The sequence below is a fragment of the Actinomycetota bacterium genome (assembly GCA_040755895.1).
GTDB lineage: Bacteria > Actinomycetota > Aquicultoria > Subteraquimicrobiales > Subteraquimicrobiaceae > Subteraquimicrobium.
In genome coordinates, this window is sequence record JBFMAG010000134.1 from 1 (window position 1) to 17812 (window position 17812).

At 45.3% G+C, this 17812-nt stretch carries 17 protein-coding genes; 1 reads left to right on the plus strand and 16 read right to left on the minus strand.

From position 1 onward, the window contains the following. Positions 1-101: 101 nt before the first annotated feature. The 6 genes from AB1466_06240 to AB1466_06265 all read right to left on the minus strand — a co-directional run bounded on the left by AB1466_06240 (position 102) and on the right by AB1466_06265 (position 4683). A complete protein-coding gene (locus AB1466_06240) occupies positions 102-512 on the minus strand; it encodes a MerR family transcriptional regulator (protein MEW6189682.1) in 411 nt (136 codons plus the stop codon). A gap of 359 nt (positions 513-871) precedes the next feature. Further along, positions 872-1315 (minus strand): GIY-YIG nuclease family protein, encoded by a 444-nt coding sequence (locus AB1466_06245; protein ID MEW6189683.1) that lies wholly within the window; start codon positions 1313-1315, stop codon positions 872-874. 133 nt (positions 1316-1448) lie between these two features. Next, positions 1449-2240 (minus strand): DUF364 domain-containing protein, encoded by a 792-nt coding sequence (locus AB1466_06250; protein ID MEW6189684.1) that lies wholly within the window; start codon positions 2238-2240, stop codon positions 1449-1451. Positions 2241-2245: 5 nt separating this feature from the next. Beyond that, on the minus strand, positions 2246-3943 hold the full coding sequence (locus tag AB1466_06255) for a ferrous iron transporter B (GenBank protein MEW6189685.1): 1698 nt from the start codon (positions 3941-3943) through the stop codon (positions 2246-2248). Beyond that, positions 3940-4176 (minus strand): FeoA family protein, encoded by a 237-nt coding sequence (locus AB1466_06260; GenBank protein MEW6189686.1) that lies wholly within the window; start codon positions 4174-4176, stop codon positions 3940-3942. The genes AB1466_06255 and AB1466_06260 overlap by 4 nt, the downstream gene beginning before the upstream one ends. 66 nt (positions 4177-4242) lie before the next feature. Beyond that, positions 4243-4683, minus strand: coding sequence for a Fur family transcriptional regulator (locus AB1466_06265; protein MEW6189687.1), 441 nt, complete (start codon positions 4681-4683; stop codon positions 4243-4245). 308 nt (positions 4684-4991) lie between these two features. Between AB1466_06265 and AB1466_06270 the strand changes: the two genes are divergently transcribed. Beyond that, positions 4992-5678 (plus strand): DUF5667 domain-containing protein, encoded by a 687-nt coding sequence (locus AB1466_06270; protein MEW6189688.1) that lies wholly within the window; start codon positions 4992-4994, stop codon positions 5676-5678. A gap of 13 nt (positions 5679-5691) precedes the next feature. On the opposite strand, the gene AB1466_06275 is transcribed toward AB1466_06270, so the two are convergent. From AB1466_06275 to AB1466_06320, 10 genes are all read right to left on the minus strand, one after another. Beyond that, the gene (locus AB1466_06275; protein MEW6189689.1) at positions 5692-7152 is read right to left on the minus strand and encodes an energy-coupling factor transporter ATPase; all 1461 of its coding nucleotides are present in this window, start codon (positions 7150-7152) and stop codon (positions 5692-5694) included. Beyond that, the gene (locus AB1466_06280; protein MEW6189690.1) at positions 7149-7862 is read right to left on the minus strand and encodes an energy-coupling factor transporter transmembrane component T; all 714 of its coding nucleotides are present in this window, start codon (positions 7860-7862) and stop codon (positions 7149-7151) included. Before AB1466_06280 ends, AB1466_06275 begins: the two co-directional genes overlap by 4 nt. Before the next feature lie 32 nt (positions 7863-7894). Further along, positions 7895-8440: an MptD family putative ECF transporter S component gene (locus AB1466_06285; GenBank protein ID MEW6189691.1), complete on the minus strand. Its 546-nt coding sequence runs from the start codon at positions 8438-8440 to the stop codon at positions 7895-7897. Positions 8441-8545: 105 nt separating this feature from the next. Then, on the minus strand, positions 8546-12319 hold the full coding sequence (gene bchH / locus AB1466_06290; GenBank protein ID MEW6189692.1) for a magnesium chelatase subunit H: 3774 nt from the start codon (positions 12317-12319) through the stop codon (positions 8546-8548). A gap of 38 nt (positions 12320-12357) precedes the next feature. Continuing rightward, the gene (locus AB1466_06295) at positions 12358-13449 is read right to left on the minus strand and encodes an ATP-binding protein (protein MEW6189693.1); all 1092 of its coding nucleotides are present in this window, start codon (positions 13447-13449) and stop codon (positions 12358-12360) included. A gap of 22 nt (positions 13450-13471) precedes the next feature. Continuing rightward, positions 13472-15442: a putative cobaltochelatase gene (locus tag AB1466_06300; protein MEW6189694.1), complete on the minus strand. Its 1971-nt coding sequence runs from the start codon at positions 15440-15442 to the stop codon at positions 13472-13474. Positions 15443-15507: 65 nt separating this feature from the next. Then, entirely contained in the window at positions 15508-15771 is a 264-nt protein-coding gene (locus tag AB1466_06305; protein ID MEW6189695.1) for a hypothetical protein, read from the minus strand. Positions 15772-16090: 319 nt separating this feature from the next. After that, positions 16091-16426: a DUF2149 domain-containing protein gene (locus tag AB1466_06310; GenBank protein ID MEW6189696.1), complete on the minus strand. Its 336-nt coding sequence runs from the start codon at positions 16424-16426 to the stop codon at positions 16091-16093. Next, positions 16380-17051 carry a MotA/TolQ/ExbB proton channel family protein gene (locus AB1466_06315; GenBank protein ID MEW6189697.1) on the minus strand — a complete coding sequence of 224 codons (672 nt, stop codon included), beginning with the start codon at positions 17049-17051 and terminating at the stop codon, positions 16380-16382. The genes AB1466_06310 and AB1466_06315 overlap by 47 nt, the downstream gene beginning before the upstream one ends. Positions 17052-17101: 50 nt before the next feature. Continuing rightward, the gene (locus AB1466_06320; protein MEW6189698.1) at positions 17102-17803 is read right to left on the minus strand and encodes a DUF2162 domain-containing protein; all 702 of its coding nucleotides are present in this window, start codon (positions 17801-17803) and stop codon (positions 17102-17104) included. Positions 17804-17812 lie beyond the last annotated feature (9 nt).

Here is a 17812-nt window from a genome sequence, read left to right on the forward strand (position 1 = left end):
GATTAAACCCAAAGGGGATATTAATGTGTATTAGCATCTCGGTTACTATGATCCACTCTTACTCGCCCCCCAACTTTAGTTATTTAAAAAGCTCCCAAAGCTCATCGACAGCGTTCCCGTCTTCTAAACCTACAACCTGAGCAAAACTCGGCTTTATCCTCAGGTTTTAAACAATAGGTTCCGAGTTCTTTCCAACAAGGTTTTGATAGGTTTATGCGCTGACCTGACTCTTTAGGTCTGCCTCCAGAACAATATTTCCTCTGCCAGCAGGGGTACATCTGGATAAACCTTTTCACCCCAGCCAGGTTAAGTCCATCTTTCTCGATTAGATTATGAACAAAACCTAAACGCTTAAGATCAAGGCTGGAATAGAGCCTTCGGTATCCCTGACGAGCGGGGTGAATAATTCCATTTCGCTCCCAAATTCTCAAAGTCTCCGGATGAACTTTTAGCATTTCAGCCACAACGCCGATCGGGAATACGGGCTTATCTTCCTCAGGAATCAATATCATACACCTCCAATGACTCTTCCATTATAAAATTAAAATAATATTTGTAAATAACTTCAAGAATTTTTTTGAAAACTATTCGTTACTGAAAGGATATCAAATATAGCTTGTGTGAGGGGATTTGAGGGAAAAGGATGCGGTCTTCTCCCAATCCTTATATCCCATCTCTAACTGGGCTATTTTAACGATGTTTCCCAACCTGTTAATGAAATAAGATAGCCACTCTTAACGGTCGCTGTCATTTTAACCTTTAGTTAAAACCTTTCTCAATACCTCGCGGAGAGCACTTTTAGTCCAATATTTCCATGGAGGAAACGGCTTTTCCATCGTTAAACTCCCCAAGTCATTTTCTCATAAAGGCATCAAATATAGCCCTGGCAATCATATTGCAATGCCATAATCAAAGGAGATAACCCATTCTTATTGAATACTCCCCCGACAATCCTCCTCAAATCATTAAGACTGGTAGAATAAAAAAGATGGCTTTGGCAAACACAATCGCTAGAGCCGAAATTCGCAATGGAATTGAAGTATTTGCTCAAACCTTGAGCGATATTGCACTCTTTCCTCTCAGCAGTCTCGGCATAAATAATCTCCACGAGTATAGCTTTAGCTACAAGATAATCGATATGCCAGCGAAGATTCTTCCGAGTTTTCCTATGGCGATCAATTCTCGCTTTCAAGCCACCCAGAGCTGAACCAATATATACATAATATCCGGATTTAAACTTCACCGGCCCAAGTTTGCCTATTTTAAATTCACCATCCCTGGGTAACTTCAACAGTAATCCGTAAACGCCTTTCATTTTAAATTATCTATAGGTGGTCATAAAAATCACTGGATATTTTAAGGGGTGGGCTGAAGAGGCTCTGAGCACGCCGTTAAGCAGAGCGAGCTCGAAGAGCTGCCGCAAATTATGACCCATGTACAAATTATCTCTAAAGTTGATCGGTGAAATCCTCTCTTCTAAACCAGATCTTTCTGGCACACCTGTTGATGATGTCACGGGTTCCACCACCACTCTCCACAATGTCCATGAGCATATCGGCATCGAATATCTCGATTCCGCCCACCGCGGTCGCTCCCCTCCTGAAAAATGGTTCAGGAAGCATTGAAGAAGTGGGTCCGACCACCATCACTTCTTCTGAAATTTTAGCCCGCTGTAAGTAATCCTCTATTCCCCCATAGACAAGTGCCGATCCCGTGATTATGACGGCGTGGGCACCCCTCACCGCGTCACCGACTTGAGCAGAGGTAAAATATCTAACATTTGGACATTTTAGTGCTTGTCTTTCGGGTAAGCAGCAGGTCTGCTCGTCAGGCAGGAAAGACTCTCGTTCAACTACTCTGATTTCCTGCGCACTTGCAAACCTCCTCACCAAAGGGGTAAAAAAACCAATCATCGTTATAGTCCTGCCCTGGATATCTATACACTCGGTGGGATCTCCACGCCTGTATTTTAATCGTTGGGGTATTATCAGCCAGGAGAGGGCATTTATGGTGGCAATTCCGATGGCTCGCTCCATTAAGTTACCACTCAGAGCCAGTTCAGCAAGGCAGAAGGCATCTTTCAACTCAATGGGTATCGAATCCATCTTTGGTCTATATGCAACACCGGCTTTTTGTCCGAGTTTAACCGCAATATAGCGATCACCAGTAGAAATGCGATTTACCTCTGGAGGCTTAGGGATCTGATCGTGTAATTGAGCCAGGAGTTCATCTAATATCATGGTAATTATAGGATGAGATTGAGTAGGCTTCCCACCAGGATAGCACCAACTATCATTATCCCCGCGGATTTCATCATATCTTTTACTCCCAATTCTCTAAAGAGAACCGCAAAGGTAGCCACGCAGGGAAAGTACATGGTTAGTACCACGCTGGCAATGATGAGTTGCTTCATGGTCAAGCCAAGGGGCAATAACATCCCCACCGCTACGTCTTTGCGGAGGAATCCAATGATCAAAGCGGCGGCGGTCTCTTTAGTAAGACCCAAAAGTCCCACTATCACCGGTGAAGCTATTCTTCCGACAAAATCAATTACTCCCAAGGTGTACAGAACATTAGCAATAAATACCCCCAGCAGTACATAGGGAACCCCTTCCCTCAAAAAATATTTTATTCGCATCCACAGCTTTTTTAAGAGAGCTCCCCAGTATGGAATTCGATAAGGCGGAATTTCTAAAAATATTTCTGGGCTTTCCCCTTTAAGAAGTTTATCCAGTAAGGTACCGAGGATGACCCAGACTATAAAAAGAGTGACAAAAACTATTCCTAAACCCTGGGGTCCATATTTACCCACCAATCCAACAACAACAGCCAACATAGCTGTGCAAGGAATACAAATTGCCGTTAACGTAGCAGCAATGAATCTTTGTCTCCTCGTTTCTAAAATTCTTGTGGCTAAAATTCCTGGAACATTACACCCCAAACCGAGCAACATGGGGATTATTGCAGAACCGTGTAACCCCAATCGATGCATAACATTGTCAATTAACACAGCCAAACGCGGGAGGTAACCGCAATCTTCCAAGAAGCTTAAAGTCAAATAAAAAGAGAATACGTAAGGCAAAACCATTGCAAAAGGAACGAACAAGCCCGTGGTGAGGACCCCCATGGACTGAGTGTAGTCAATCTCCCCTTTTATTAAAGTTCCGATCAGGATGTCGTGCAGAAATCCAGGTCCTAGCAGCTGACTTATTTTCATAGCCAGTGGTGTATAGAGTTCAAATAGAGGCTCAAATACGTATCCGATTAATCCTTCACCGATGAATCTTGTGATTTGAAAAGCAAGATACATGACGAGTATGGAGAGAGGAATTCCCGTTACAGGCTTGATGCTCAAATCCCCGAGTTTTTCCAAAGGAGTGTGATGGCGATGGGTGACGCTTTGAACCTGTGCTATCATCTTTCCAATGTCTCCCCACTTTTCGTGGTCAGTACTTCTATAAACTGAAATCCTTGCATGTGGCAAGCGGGAGACTAGTTCCTTGATTCCTTCACCGGTGACAGCAACGGTGGGGACTACGGGTACCCCCAAAAGTTTCTCAAGCTTTTTTACATCGATCTTTATCCCTATGTGCTTAGCTTCATCCCAAAGATTAAGTGCCATGATTAAGGGCACCTTCTTCTCTATGAGTTGAAGCGTGAGGTACAAGTTCCTTTCTAAATTTGTAGCATCAACGACCTGGATAACCACATCTCCCTCATGCAACATCTCCACAGCTACTTCTTCCGCTTTTGAAACGGGTTCAAGAGTATACGTCCCCGGTACGTCTATGACCTCTGCCCTCTCCCCATTGAGCTTCATGGTGCCCTTGGTGAATTCCACTGTGGTACCGGGATAATTGGAGGCGATGACATCGGTTCCCGTTAACCTAGAAAAAATGACACTTTTGCCAACGTTGGGGTTCCCCATGAGGAGTATCCTCATTCCTCAATCTCCTCGACGAAGATTTTCATGGACATGCCCCTTCCCAAAGCAACTCGGGTACCATCAACCTCAACTACGATGGGTCCCCTCAAGGGCTCGGAGGCAACCTTTCGCACAATCTTTCCTACTCTCAAACCCAGAGCCGCTATTCTCCTCTGAAAACCGAATCCACCCATTATGCGTTTTATCTCCGCAGGTCTTTCAATTTCCAGTTCGTCCAAGGTTACCTCCATAATCTCACCTCGTAACCTCCTCTTCCTTCTTGAAATCCTTCGGATCCCCTACCGGTCTGTGAGACCTTAGATTTTCCGACATTTTGAACAATAACCATAGAATTCCAATTGGTGATCGATGATCTTAAACCCAAGCTTTCCGCTCAACTCCTTCTCAAGCTTGTCGACAGCTTCGAGCTTTGCCACAACTTGCTCATCAAATTCCTCGATACTTCCACATTTTAGACAAACCAAATGATGGTGATGCTCGGGGCTAATCTCATAATGTTGGTGCCCCTCACCAAAACCCAAACCATTGACGACTCCGAGCTTTTTCAGTAAATCTAGGGTGCGATAAACCGTAGCCAATCCAACTGGAGGGCATTCTCTATTTACCAAATGGTAAATTTCTTCAGCATCGAGATGCCCCTCAGCCAGACCTATGGCCTTTAGAATTCGAACCCTCTGTGGGGTGAGCTTAAATCCTTTCGATTTTAACTTCCTAAAATATTCATCTACTCTGTGCATCGGCTAGGTAATTGAGAATTATTCTCAATTAAATTTTTACCATGTGGGTAGCCAAATGTCAACCAAGTATATGTAGCGCGGGAGCTCGTCTCCCGCATTCTTTGGTCGGGGACCCGCCTACCTGCCTGTCAGCAGACACGGCCGGACGGCAGGTAAACCCCGACCCCACATCTATGCTTATCACCCTACTTATCACCGCGTAGGTGATAATGGGGTTATAGAAAATTTGTGTTGCCCGTATCTAAAATAATCTTCTTACGTTTTTATAAACGGAACAAAAAAGATCGAAATGAAAGGAGGCGCTAAGAATGAACGTCAAGAAAATAATCTCAACGCTCATTGTCGCCCTGCTCATTTTGTCAGCTGCAGCTCCAGCTATAGCAACTGAAGAAGAGCCAGAACCAGGACTGACTCCAGATAGCCCCTTCTACTTCCTGAAGACCTGGGTTGAGAAGATTCAGCTTTTCTTCACCTTCTCACCCAAGGGCAAAGTGACTCTTCTAATGAAGTTCGCAGAAACGAGATTGGCTGAAGCTCAAGCTATGGTGAAGAGAGGTAAACCCGAAATAGCTGAAAAATGCGTGGATTGCTACGAGAAATGTCTGGAGAGAGCTGGGGAAGAAATTAAGAAAAAGGATAAAGTGGACAAAGACGTCTATGAAACAGTGGCCGAAGCCACATCAAAGCATACTGCAGTATTACAGGGACTCCCGGAGAAAGTATCCGAGCAAGCCCAAGATGCGATCGAGCATGCGATCGAAGTCTCCAGAAGGGGACACGACAGGGCTCTCGAGGCTCTAGAAAGGAAAGGACCTCCAGAAGAAAAAGGTAAATATCGGAAGGAATATCAACCAAAGGTTCGAGAAAACTATGAAAACAGGGAACGAACCAGACACGAGGAGGAGGAAAACGATCACGAGGAGGAGGAAAACGAACTTCGCATCCGAGAAGAATACCAAAATAGAGAAAAACCCCAAAGTGACAAAGAAGACTAATGGAAACCTCCAATTAGACCCGAGGAGAAGGAAGAATAGTTGCAACAGAAACTATTCTTCCTTCATCCAACACCATTACTCTGTCACAGACCTTTGAGATCATCTCCGCATCATGAGATACTAAAACTATGGTTAAATCCTTCTTGAGTTCATTGAGCTTATCAACCAACATACGCATGTGGTATCCGTCCATGCCGCTGGTGGGCTCATCGAGGATCAGCACTTCTGGTTTTCTCACAAGTGTTGAGGCTATTGTTACTCTTTGCTTCTGCCCCTCGCTCAAAGAATGAGGATGTCTATCCCTTAACTCCCAAAGACCCATCATCTCAAGTGCATCTTTAACACGTTCTTTGATCCCTCTTTCGGGCAAATTCTGATATTTCAGTCCAAATGAAACCTCATTATATACGGTGTCCATGAATAGTTGATGATCTGGATTCTGAAGGACCAATCCAACTTTCCTTGCCAACGTCGATACATCCACTTTGTGAGTATCGGTTCCGTCCACGATTACCTTCCCTCTCGTGGGTTTCAATAGACCAACGAAACACTTGACCAGCGTGGTCTTTCCAGAACCGTTTGAGCCCATTATTCCAATGGCTTCACCATCGTAAATCTCTGTACTAACGTTCTCAATTGCAAATTCCTCTCCGTAGGAATAATGGAGATTCAGAACTTTAACTAAAGGATCTGCGGAATCACTCCGCTCGGAAAGGTTTGCCAGAGAAAACCCGGCTTTGGGACTACGAATACCGAATTTACGAACTTGATCCTTGAGCAAGATACTCGGCGAATCGATGAGCTTAATTTCCCCGGAATCCATTATTATCACTTTATCTGCACATTTAATTGCATGATCTATTCTGTGTTCAATCAAAACTATCGTTTTCCCGCTTCTTTTCAAATCTTCTAGTACCTCAAAGAGCTCTTGAGTTCCTCTGGCATCCAAATTGGAAGTCGGTTCATCAAGGATTAAGATATCTGGGAACATCGAGAGATTCGCCGCAATCGCCACTCTCTGTTTTTGACCATCGGAGAGCTCAAAAACTGATTTCGATCTGGACTCTTTCATGCCCACACATTCAAGAGCCCAGTCCACCCTTCTTTCAAGGTCCTCTCTGGGTACTCCAAAGTTTTCTGGACCGAATGCCACTTCATTTTCAACTGTCAGAGTGAAAAGTTGAGATGTTGGATTCTGGAAAACCATGCCCACATGCCGAGCCAATTTCCAGATGGGATGTTTCCCAACCTCTTTTCCGTGAACCAGCACTCTGCCATTTATTTCCCCGCCAAAGAGATGTGGGATAAGCCCATTAATGCACCTCACCAAGGTCGATTTCCCACAACCGCTTTTGCCAACAACTAAAACAAACTCTCCTCTTTCGATTTCCAGGTTAACATCCTTCAACGTGGGTTGATCGGAGTTAGGATAAGTGTATGTAAGATCCTCGATCACAATCACGGAATCCGTCACGGAATCAGCACTCTCCACCGGTCAACGACTAAAAGTGCTATGGTTAAAACCATCATCACAAGAAGGAAAACGTAATCATTTCTCCGAAATTTTATTTCCTTCAGCGTAGTTCTCTTATATGGAGCTCCAAATCCCCTTGTTTCCGTAGCCGCAGCCAGCTCATCAGATATTTTGATGGAGCGAATGGTTATTGGAATTATGATCCCTCTATAGTAACTTCCTGGCTGCTTTAGGATATCTCTCGCACATAGTTTCAGCCCCTTCAGCCTCAATGAATCCAATATCGACGTAACTTCCTCCATAAGGGTGGGGACAAATCTTATGGTTGTAGTGAATATAAAAGTTATCGATGAAGGAACTTTCATTTTTTCCAGGGCTTTGGCTAAATCATTGGGTGAGGTGGTAAGGGCAAATAGCAATCCTGCACTGGTCATAGCGTACATCTTCATACAAAATCTTCCTATGTAGGTCCAATCTTTGGTGAATATAAATCCAAAAATGGCAAGGATAACACCAATGAACCCAAATAATATCAGAAATCTTCTGGCCTCTTTAAATGTTTTGGAAAAATACAGACCGAATAGCAGAACAATAATTAGGATAATCAAGCACACGATGCTATCCACTACGAGACTGAGTATGGTGATTAAAAAGACCAAGCCCATTTTGGTTCTGGGATCCAATCCATGAATGGACGATTTCTTTGCCAAGAATCTCCCAAATTTGGATGTGGGTAGCATCTTTATTGGATCACCCCAGCTTTTTTCAGCTCCCCTGATATGCTTGTTCCAATATACCCACCGGCGGCTCCCAAGATGGAGCAAACAGCAGAGATTGCAAGGATAACAAAAGGATTCATTATAGCTCTTGGAAAGCCGAAAAGTATCATCAAAATGAAAATGATCAAAGTTCCAGCAAAAACTTTGTTTGCACAAGCCAAGATGATCAATTTCCTACTTGAGTAATCACCACGGAGGAGTTTCGTGATTATATCTCCGAATATCCCACCAATGGCCGATGAAGGGAATAAAATTGGCACAGCAGGGGATATAAAACCATGGAAAAGCCCGGTTGTTATTCCGATGAGACTCAATGTTCCAACCTTTTTAACCTTAGCAAGTCCTATGGCGATCACGATGCTGCCAAAAAATCCCGCGGTCATTGATTTAAGACCGGGTGCACCTGGAGCGATTGCCGCTGCGGTCATATTCACCACCCAAACCACCACGATGGTCATCACACATATCATGCCAATGAAGACAAGTTCTCTTCGGTCAAAATATTCCATGACATCATCTCCTTTCGGAAAAATAAAAGACCACAAAGATTCCCCGGTTTTCAAACCGATTTTGAGACCTTCGTAGTCCCATTAGAAAAATTAATTTAGAACTGCTTATAGCTTCTCTTCTATCCAACCTTCGATTTCCAAGTATGCCCCCTTTAATTTCTCAATTTGTTCATCGGTGGCATCCCAGTAACCTCGCTTGTTCGCCTCAAGCAACCTGTTGACTATTTCTGCGGTGGCGAAGCGGTTATTTTCCGCCATTCGTTTTCGCATTTCCTCATCGAAGATATAGCGTTCAGCGATCCCACTCCATATCCAGTTGTCCACACGATTGGTGGTCGCCGCCAAGCCCAGTACATATTCCACTCTGTCCGCAATCTTCTGAGCACCGTGGAAGTCGTGTTTCAACATCCCATCGATCCACTTTGGATTGAGAAGTCTGGCTCTCACCCCTCTCTCAATGGCATCCTCCACATTCTCGGTTTTTATAATCTCTTTTGTGGTGTCGGAGATGAGCATCTCCGGTTTTTTGCCACTTGTGGTTTCAACTGCCTTGGACAGTCCTCCAAAGAACTCGTAGTAATGGTCGAGCTCTATTATCTCGTATTCATGCGTGTCTCTTACCTGGGAGACCAATTCCACCTTTGAGAGCATCGCCTTTAAAACCTTTTCCGCTTCAACAGCGTGAAGATTATAACCGTAAGCATGTTTCATGCTTGAGATGTACACCTTACCTATGGTCTTCTCCTCCTTCCAGTTCGACGTCTCAATGAGATTGGTCACCCTTGTGGCATACTGGGCGGCGCTCGGTCCATAGATTCTAGCATTTGCCATTTTCTCCCTATGCTCAACTCCAGGCTCAATCTCCTCTAGGATTTCCGTGGAGTGTTTCTTAACATAATTCATATTCTCGCTCTCATCTAAGGATGCAACCAGGTTGAAGGCCTCATCCAACAACTTGATAACATTCGGGAATGTGTCTCTGAAGATGCCGCAGATGGTCACCAGGACATCTATTCGGGGACGACCCAGTTCCTCAAGGGGGATAACTTTTAATCTCTTATCCCAAACTGAGCCAATTGGTCTCACGCCGATGTATCTCAGTATCTGACCGATTGTTTCGCCTCTGGTCTTCATGGTCTCAAAGCCCCAAAGGACTACCCCTACGCTCTCCGGATATCCGTGAATATGACGATACCGTTTAAGCGTATTTTCGGCTATCTCTGAGCCACGCTCATAAGCAGCATCGCTGGGGACCATCCGGGGATCGAATTGAAAGGTATTGCTACCCGTGGGAAGAACATCGGGGGTGCGTATGGGATCTCCCCCAATGTTTGGATAAGTATACCTCCCTTCCAAGGCGTGGATGAGACCTCCAAGCTCATCTCCCCTCCTATAGTCCTCGATGACTTTCAGCCCAAACTTCAAAGTTTTCTCAAGCTCAAAGGTTAGATCCTTCGATACTTCAACCGACTTCAAAGCATCATTCAGCGATTCAAACAGTACCTTCCTCGCGAGATCTCTTGCCTTGGATTCGATATCCTCCAAAATTTGGGCATATGTCTTTCCCCCCAAAGACTCGCCAGGATTCTTCATCGCCCAATCATAATTTATACCTTGAGATTCAAGGAGTATCCGATGGAGTGATTTAATCTCCCCCCTATCGTAACGAAGAATGAAGGTGAGGAACTCAACCAATCCATCGTCATCGTATTTTTCGCCCATTATATGCAAGCCCTTAGGGATAATGGATCGTTTAATCTCAAATATTTCACTGTGAATTTCCTCTATGGATTCGCTCCGGAAATTCAGTTCTTTGGTAACTTTGAGGATTTGCTCCTCGACCCTCTGAGCTCTGAGCGGATCTTGAACCCTCGCCTCATTATATTCGGCGATCAAATCATCCAGTTTCGAAAGTTCATCGTAGAGACTGGAAGAGGTAAATGTGGGAGTCATGTGATTAACGATGGTGGCGTAACTTCTCCTCTTGGCGATGGTTGCCTCCGAGGAGTTGGTAACCCAATAGATATAAATATGGGGCAGATTCCCAATCAAGTTATCGGGAAAGCATTCCCGGGAGAGCCCAATCTCTTTCCCAGCGGTGAATTCCAGAGTTCCGTGAGTACCCACGTGAACAACGGCATCAGCTTTGAATTCGTTCTCTAACCACTTATAGAAGGCAATATACTGGTGATGTGGTGCCAGAGCTTTATCGTGATACGCCTTCTCAGGATTCTCATGAACACCCCTGGATGGTTGAATGCCCACAAAGATATTTCCGAATTCGATGCCCGGGATGAGTAGCCTACCATTGTGGACCATCACATTTCCCGGGGGAGAACCCCAGTCACGGATCACCGATTCTTTGATGCTTTCGGGAAGCTCATCAAACCATTTGGAATACGTGGGGCGATCAATATTTATGAGATTGGCTATCAACTTTTTCTGAGCAATCCATTTGCCAGAGTTTACTACCGACTGCTCTAAAAATAGTTCATGTAAGGATTTTTCCGGCAAGTCACCCACACTATAACCTTCCTTTTTTAATCTCTGTAATATCCTTTTCATGCTTTCAAATACATCGAGATAAGCGGCACTGCCCAGATTGTCTTCACCCGGTGGATAATTGAATATGATGAAGGCAATCCTCTTATTGGAATTCCTTTTTCCGTGAAGCTTCACCCAATTCAAAACTCTTTGCGCCATTCTTTCAATGCGATCATCAATGGGCAGAATGGTCTTCACTCTGCCTTCGATATTCCGGTCGTATCCGACCTCAGCGAGACCACTCGATGGTATTGGCTCAATAATTCCATCGAGTTCAGGAAGGGTAACGGCGGTGACGACCTCCAGGGGGGATAGACCGATCTCTGAAGCTTTCCACTTTTGAATCTCCCGCATGAGCATGGGTGTGCCGTCAAAGACGGGTACATCGAGGTTCTGCAGAGTATCTAAAGTGACCTGTGGATCTCCACCGAGAGGTCCTCCATTAAGTCTAAACCATCGAAAGCTGACCACGGCATCGACGATGGGTTTCCCATTCTTGTAGAAAAACTCCTTGATATCCTTGCAACCTTCCATGGAACTTGAAAAAGTTGGAATGATATTGGCGTAGGGTTTTAGCTTTTCCATGAGGGCCTTGATGCCCACATAGCACTCCTCAAGATGCATGCCTCCGAAAGAAAGCATTCCCACGGTATATGGTTTCTCGAGTTTATGATCCCGTAGATAAGCATCCAAGGTACCATAAAACTTTTGTTCAAAGGGATCGTAGATTCCCTCTTCGGGATACTCTATTGGAGGATTGAGTTTAACCTTGACCCTATTTTTTCCGTAATTTTTAACGATGAAAAGCAATAGGTTCTTTATATTCTCCGTTCCGCCATTGCTCCAGTATTTCATGGCAATTATCCAATTTCTGGCGTGCTTTAAGAAACCGAGGGGAAGAATTTTGCCCATCTTATCGATCATGTTCGAGATTTTCTGAATCTTTTTATAATCAATGCCGGTGGTTTTCCTGCGTTGCATGATCTTATCCATGGAGAATGACCCCATCCTGGTGAGGCTCAATACGTACTCCGATCCTCCACAGAGCACGATCACGGTATTCTTTGTACTGGAGAGTGTCTCGGAAACAATCTTTGAGGGACGCCCTCCGCCCCTAATGTCGATGAGCACGATATCCGCGTTCTGTAGATTCTTCCCTAAGGTGCTATCCTCCACTAATTCTTCTTCAATCTCGTGCCAGTTGTATAGCCTCACTTTGATGATGTCCCCATATTCTTCCCTGATCTGTTGCAGGGCTTCGGATATCCACTTCGACATGGAAGTCGACGTAAGTATCGCCGTGATCCTTGTGGGCACCAGTTCAGGCAATTTCATCACCAACCTCCCACGAAGTTCATGGTATTATCGCTTTCTCATCGAACATTTTTGCTAGCATCTGCAGATTGGTTGAAGTTGCGCGGATCAGGTGAGTGCTCGCCAATTAAGGTCCCTTCTAACCTCCCTTGATCTATGCCGAATTCTTCAAAGGGCTTGCGTCTCATCCGGTGAAGCAGAGCTAAATCGGCGCCTTCCCTCACGTCCTCCTCCGTGACTTGGGTGCGCCCGTGGAAAGCCGCGGTGGTCTTGGCAACTTTCATCATGGTGATATCTGCCCTGTGACCGTGAACCTTCATCTCAACGGCAATTTCGGCGATGAGTTTGAGCATCTCTTCCGAAATTTCCACTCCATCCAGAATCTTCTTGGCAGAGATGATCTTCTTTCTCAATTCCTCTTGAGCCCCCTCCCACTCAGAGGCAAAGGCTATGGGATCATCCTCATAACTGGAACGTCGCTTGACTACCTCTACCCTCAAATCTGGGTCAGCGATTCCTTCAATTTTCACACACAGTCCAAAGCGATCCAGAAGCTGCGGTCTCAATTCTCCCTCCTCAGGGTTCATCGTTCCCACCAAGATGAAGTGGGCTGGGTGGGAGTAGGATACACCCTCCCTTTCGACTGTATTCACTCCCATAGCCGCTGAATCCAGAAGGACATCGACGATGTGATCGTCGAGAAGATTGACCTCATCCACATAGAGTATTCCCCGATGAGCCTCAGCCAAAACTCCTGGCTCAAAGCGCTTCTCGCCTCGCTTTATAGCGTACTCTATATCAAGGGTGCCAACTACCCTATCCTCGGTGGCACTCACGGGCAGATCTATCACCCGCATCTTTCTGAGAATCGTCTCAAACTTTCCTCCGTGATTGAATCTCTCCAAACATCTTTCACACATCTCATTTTTATCACGCGGATTGCAACCGTAGGGACAATCCTTGACCACCTCAATTTCAGGAAGAAGATCAGCGAGGGCTCTTACGGCGGTGGACTTTGCGGTGCCTTTCTCGCCACGTATCAGAACCCCGCCTATCTTGGGATTTATAGCGTTGAGGATCAGCGCCATTTTCATCTTCTCTTGACCAACGATCGCCGTAAATGGATAAATTACCTTCTCATAACAGGACATTATCCTCACCTTCTCCTTAAAGTTATTGGAGCATCTCTTTTATCACCTGTACTATGCTTGAAGCTCTGAGATCCTCCAGTCTAAAGTATTGTCCACCCAGGGCTTGAGCCAACTCCTCAGCCAAACCAAAGTTTATGAATCCATTAGCTTCGGCGTCGATCACCAAACTTTTTACCCTCTCTTCGGTTCTAATCACCGAAGCCACTCTCAAAGCCTCGGTGAAGGGATCGTCCTCTCCGATGCTCACATTGGCTTTTCCATCGGTGATTACCACCAGCAGGGGTGAGATGTTTGGATCCTTTCGGAGGTGATTTTTTGCCACCTTATGAGCCAAAGCCAATCCACGGGAGAGAGGTGTCCTGCCACCCGTGGGTAGCTCTTCCAGCCTCTTTTGAGCTAACTCCACACTGCTGGTCGGAGGGAGCAAGATTTCAGCAGCGCTTTTTCTGAAAGTCACCATTCCCACCTTATCCCTTTTCTGATAGGCATCCAGTAGCAGGGATAAAATCGCCCCCTTGGCCTCGATCATTCTCCTGTTTGCACCCATGGAGCCACTGGCATCGACGACGAAGAGAAGGAAATTGCCTATCCTTTTTTCTCTGATCTTTTCCCGAATATCCTCCGTCTCAATGGCGATCGCCAGATCATTTCTCTTTCGTCTCAGCTGGTACGGTGCCGCCGCTCTCAAGGTAGCATCAAGAGCTATGTCGCCGCTCATTCTGACCTCGGTCGATTTAACATAGCGTCCCGATTTTGATGCCGTCTTGGTGCGGCTCCTGCGTCCCGAGCCCCTCCGAAGGATTCCATCCCGTCCGTGCTCAATGCGGCGAACTGGGAATGGTTTTCCTACGGCGAATACAATTTCCTGGATGAGACGAGGGGAACCATCTTGGCTCTGGGGACGAGATGGTGGCTTCTTGTGCTCTCTCTGTTCCTTTTGTTCCTCTCTATCCTCCTCTCTATCCTCCTCCCTCTCCTTCCGATTCTGCTCCTCACGATGAGGAGGCTCTGGTGGAGGTTGCTGCTTACGAAGTGGAGGAACCTCTCTCATTCGATGGGGCAAAACCAACTCCGCCGCCTCGAAGATTTCTTCTTCCCCAACCTCATTTTGACTCTTTAGGGCGGCGATTGTCCGAGCGGTCATATCCATGACGACATCGGCTCTGTGTCCAGCGACGCAATTTTCCAAACAGATGCGGGCTATGAGCTTAAGGGAATCGGAGGATATCATCACATCCTCTAATCTTTCTTGGGCGGCGAAGATTTGCTCCGTTAACCTCTTCTGCTCAGGTCTCCATTTCTCGATAAAGGCTTCTGGGTCCACATCATATTCCTCACGCCTCTTGATGAGCTCCACCCGTTGCTCTGGATCGCTTATCCCCTCGATCCTCACGCAGAGACCGAAGCGATCCAGAAGCTGCGGTCTCAATTCCCCCTCCTCGGGGTTCATCGTTCCCACCAGGATGAAGTGGGCGGGGTGGGAATAGGATACACCCTCCCTTTCGACTTCATTGATACCCATAGCCGCCGCGTCGAGTAGGACATCGACAATGTGATCGTTAAGCAGGTTTACTTCGTCCACATAGATGATGCCTCTGTTTGCCAGAGCCAAGAGTCCGGGCTCAAAGCGCTTCCTGCCTTCCCTTATGGCGTATTCAAAGTCGATGCTTCCCACTACCCTATCCTCGGTGGCGCTCACCGGCAGTTCCACGACCCAAACTTTCCTCTTCCTGCTGGGCAAACTTTTGTCGAGAAAGATTCTTTCCTTACATTCGGGGCACACTTTGGAAAGATCATGTGGGTCACAGCTATAGGGACAGCCTTCGACGACTTCTATTTCGGGCAATAGATCAGCGAGTCCCCGAACAGCGGTCGATTTGGCAGTTCCTTTATGACCTCTGATCAATACCCCGCCTATCTTGGGATTTATGGCGTTGAGGATCAGCGCCATTTTCATCTTCTCTTGACCCACGATCGCCGTAAATGGATACACCGAGTCCCTAAAACAGCTCAAACCCTTCACCTCTCATTTAGAAGTTGCATCTGCTATCCCTAACCTCACCAGCTAAGTCTGCCACATGAGCATTTTAAAGAATGGGTTCTTTGGTCAAAATAATTTTGTTTAGAAAATTTCTCAAACTTTCCGCTATGCTGGGGCAGGCAGAAGCCCCTCAAATCCCTGCCTGCCCGTGCAGCACCGCGGATCCAGAGGATATGAGGTGTCTGCCTGCACCCCACGGACTGGCAAGACAAATAAAAAACCACGAAAACCCCACCTTCGACCAGGTCTAAAACCTTCGTGGTCTCAGTTACAAACATCATGTATAGCCTTATTTGCAAATCCTTATTCCCAAATCCAACTAAAAAAAGACCAAAAAGCTCCAACCTTCGGGTTAGAATAGACCTTCGTGGTCTTACTTCACTGTTTATATTCGACGGATATTTTAAATTTCCTTCTTAAAAATTGATATCTTTTGCTGTGTACTACTTATACAAATTTGTGGAATCCGGTTTACAACAGGCAGACATCTGTCCACTTACAGAGATGTTCCTTAAAAACTGCGGGAAATTGGGAAATGACCTCCCAAATTTTAGAGGCGGGTGTAACATTCGCGAATTTACCTGCCATGTCTACTTAAATTTAAGGGCTGACCAGGATTAGCTTGCCGGTCTTGGAATCTTTATATACTACTCCCATTTCCTCATATCCCTCACCGGTTCCTGATACCAGCGGTGGGGGAGTTTTAATTTCTTTCCCCTTCTCTATCTTGACTATCTTTTTAATTGCCTCCACCATTCTTCTTCTTTCTTCCAAAGAAGTATCTTTAAAAATCACATTCTGGAGATTCCAGGAGAGAACAAGCATTACAATTAAGCCACAAGCAAAGACCAGCATGGCATCTACCAGGTTAGCCACTCCCGACATAGGATTAATATCTTCTTCTAATCGGGGCAAAATCTTCCGCTTTCTTGCCATTTTCCAACACCTCCAGTAAAGGATCTATCAAAGCTTCCAGGGTGCTTATGTGTTCTTCGTACCATCTTTTTCTAATCTTAGAAATGGTATAGCCAATGCAACCTGCTGCCAATCCAACAATAGTAGTATCAAAAGCAATGATGACGGCTTGAGCCAAAGTGTGAACATCTCCTCTTCCCAATGCTGCAAGACCTGGACCCAAAGGAATTAGAGTTCCCATCAACCCCAAAGCAGGACCCCAGCGGGCAAGCATATCAGTCTTTTCAAGCGTTTGAGCTGCTTTGAGCTCTTCTTCCTCAATCAACTTTCGAGCCAAGGCATTTAGGGAATCATTGGTCAAATAGTTATGAGAGACTATTTTCTCCAGGATGTTTTTCTGATTTTGTGAAAGGGTGTTGGCAGAAATCGCTTCTCTTATCTCATTTGTGTTGTGCAGTTTCTTAATTATTTCTCCAATTTCTTCACTGCTTACTTTTGTTCTTTGTGAATATTCCGAAACTAGACTCCCTAACTCAATAACACCAAAAGTTATGCAGATAAGTAGCCCTATAATATCGGGGATGAGTAAGCTTTGTGAAATTAAATGTAAAGCCTTGCTTAAGAATTCACTTCCTGGAACAATCATAAGAATCGCTCCTCCATTTCTTCAGAGTGACCCTGAGCATAGTCGAAGGGTCACCTCAATATACTTTTCTTTCTTGATTTATAAAAACCTAATACCCCCAGAAATATTACAAATACCACACCGGCTAGGGATGCTTTAATTGATGGGATGGTCAAAGGGCTCATCTTAAACTTTTGTAAAGTTGGAATATTGGGCATGATTATAGCCGAAGCTAAAAAGTAAAAACCAACAAAAAGCATTAGGTTTCCTAAAAGAACAGGGTAGGGTTTCCTGGTCAATTTCACAATTCCTTCAGATAAAAGGTAAGTAGTAAGGATGGTTACTCCCAGGACAAGAGCGGTATACTTGCCTAAGATTGCTGAGGACACGCCAATAACCGGAGAGGCGAGACCAATTGTCAACAGAACCGAAGCATAACAACAGGGACAAGGAGCAGCAAGAGCCAGACAGCAAGTAGCTGCTTTATTTTTCCCGTGAACCTTCCACTCCCTGAGCGTATGGAGCCCGGCCCCAAATATAATTAGAGACATAATCATGAAGATAAGGTAATTGTAGGTAGAAGCTAATTTATGAAGGAGATTTAAGTGCTTTGAGACCACAATTACCAGCCCCAACAAGGCTAGAGAATATATACACGTAATAAGAATAGCTATTCTCCTGGAAAGTCCGCTAAACCCCAGAGCAAGTCCTATTTTTATTCCAAAGATTATGGTGGCAGAGAGGATGCCTATCCTCCAAAGCATTGAAATCATTGAGCTAGT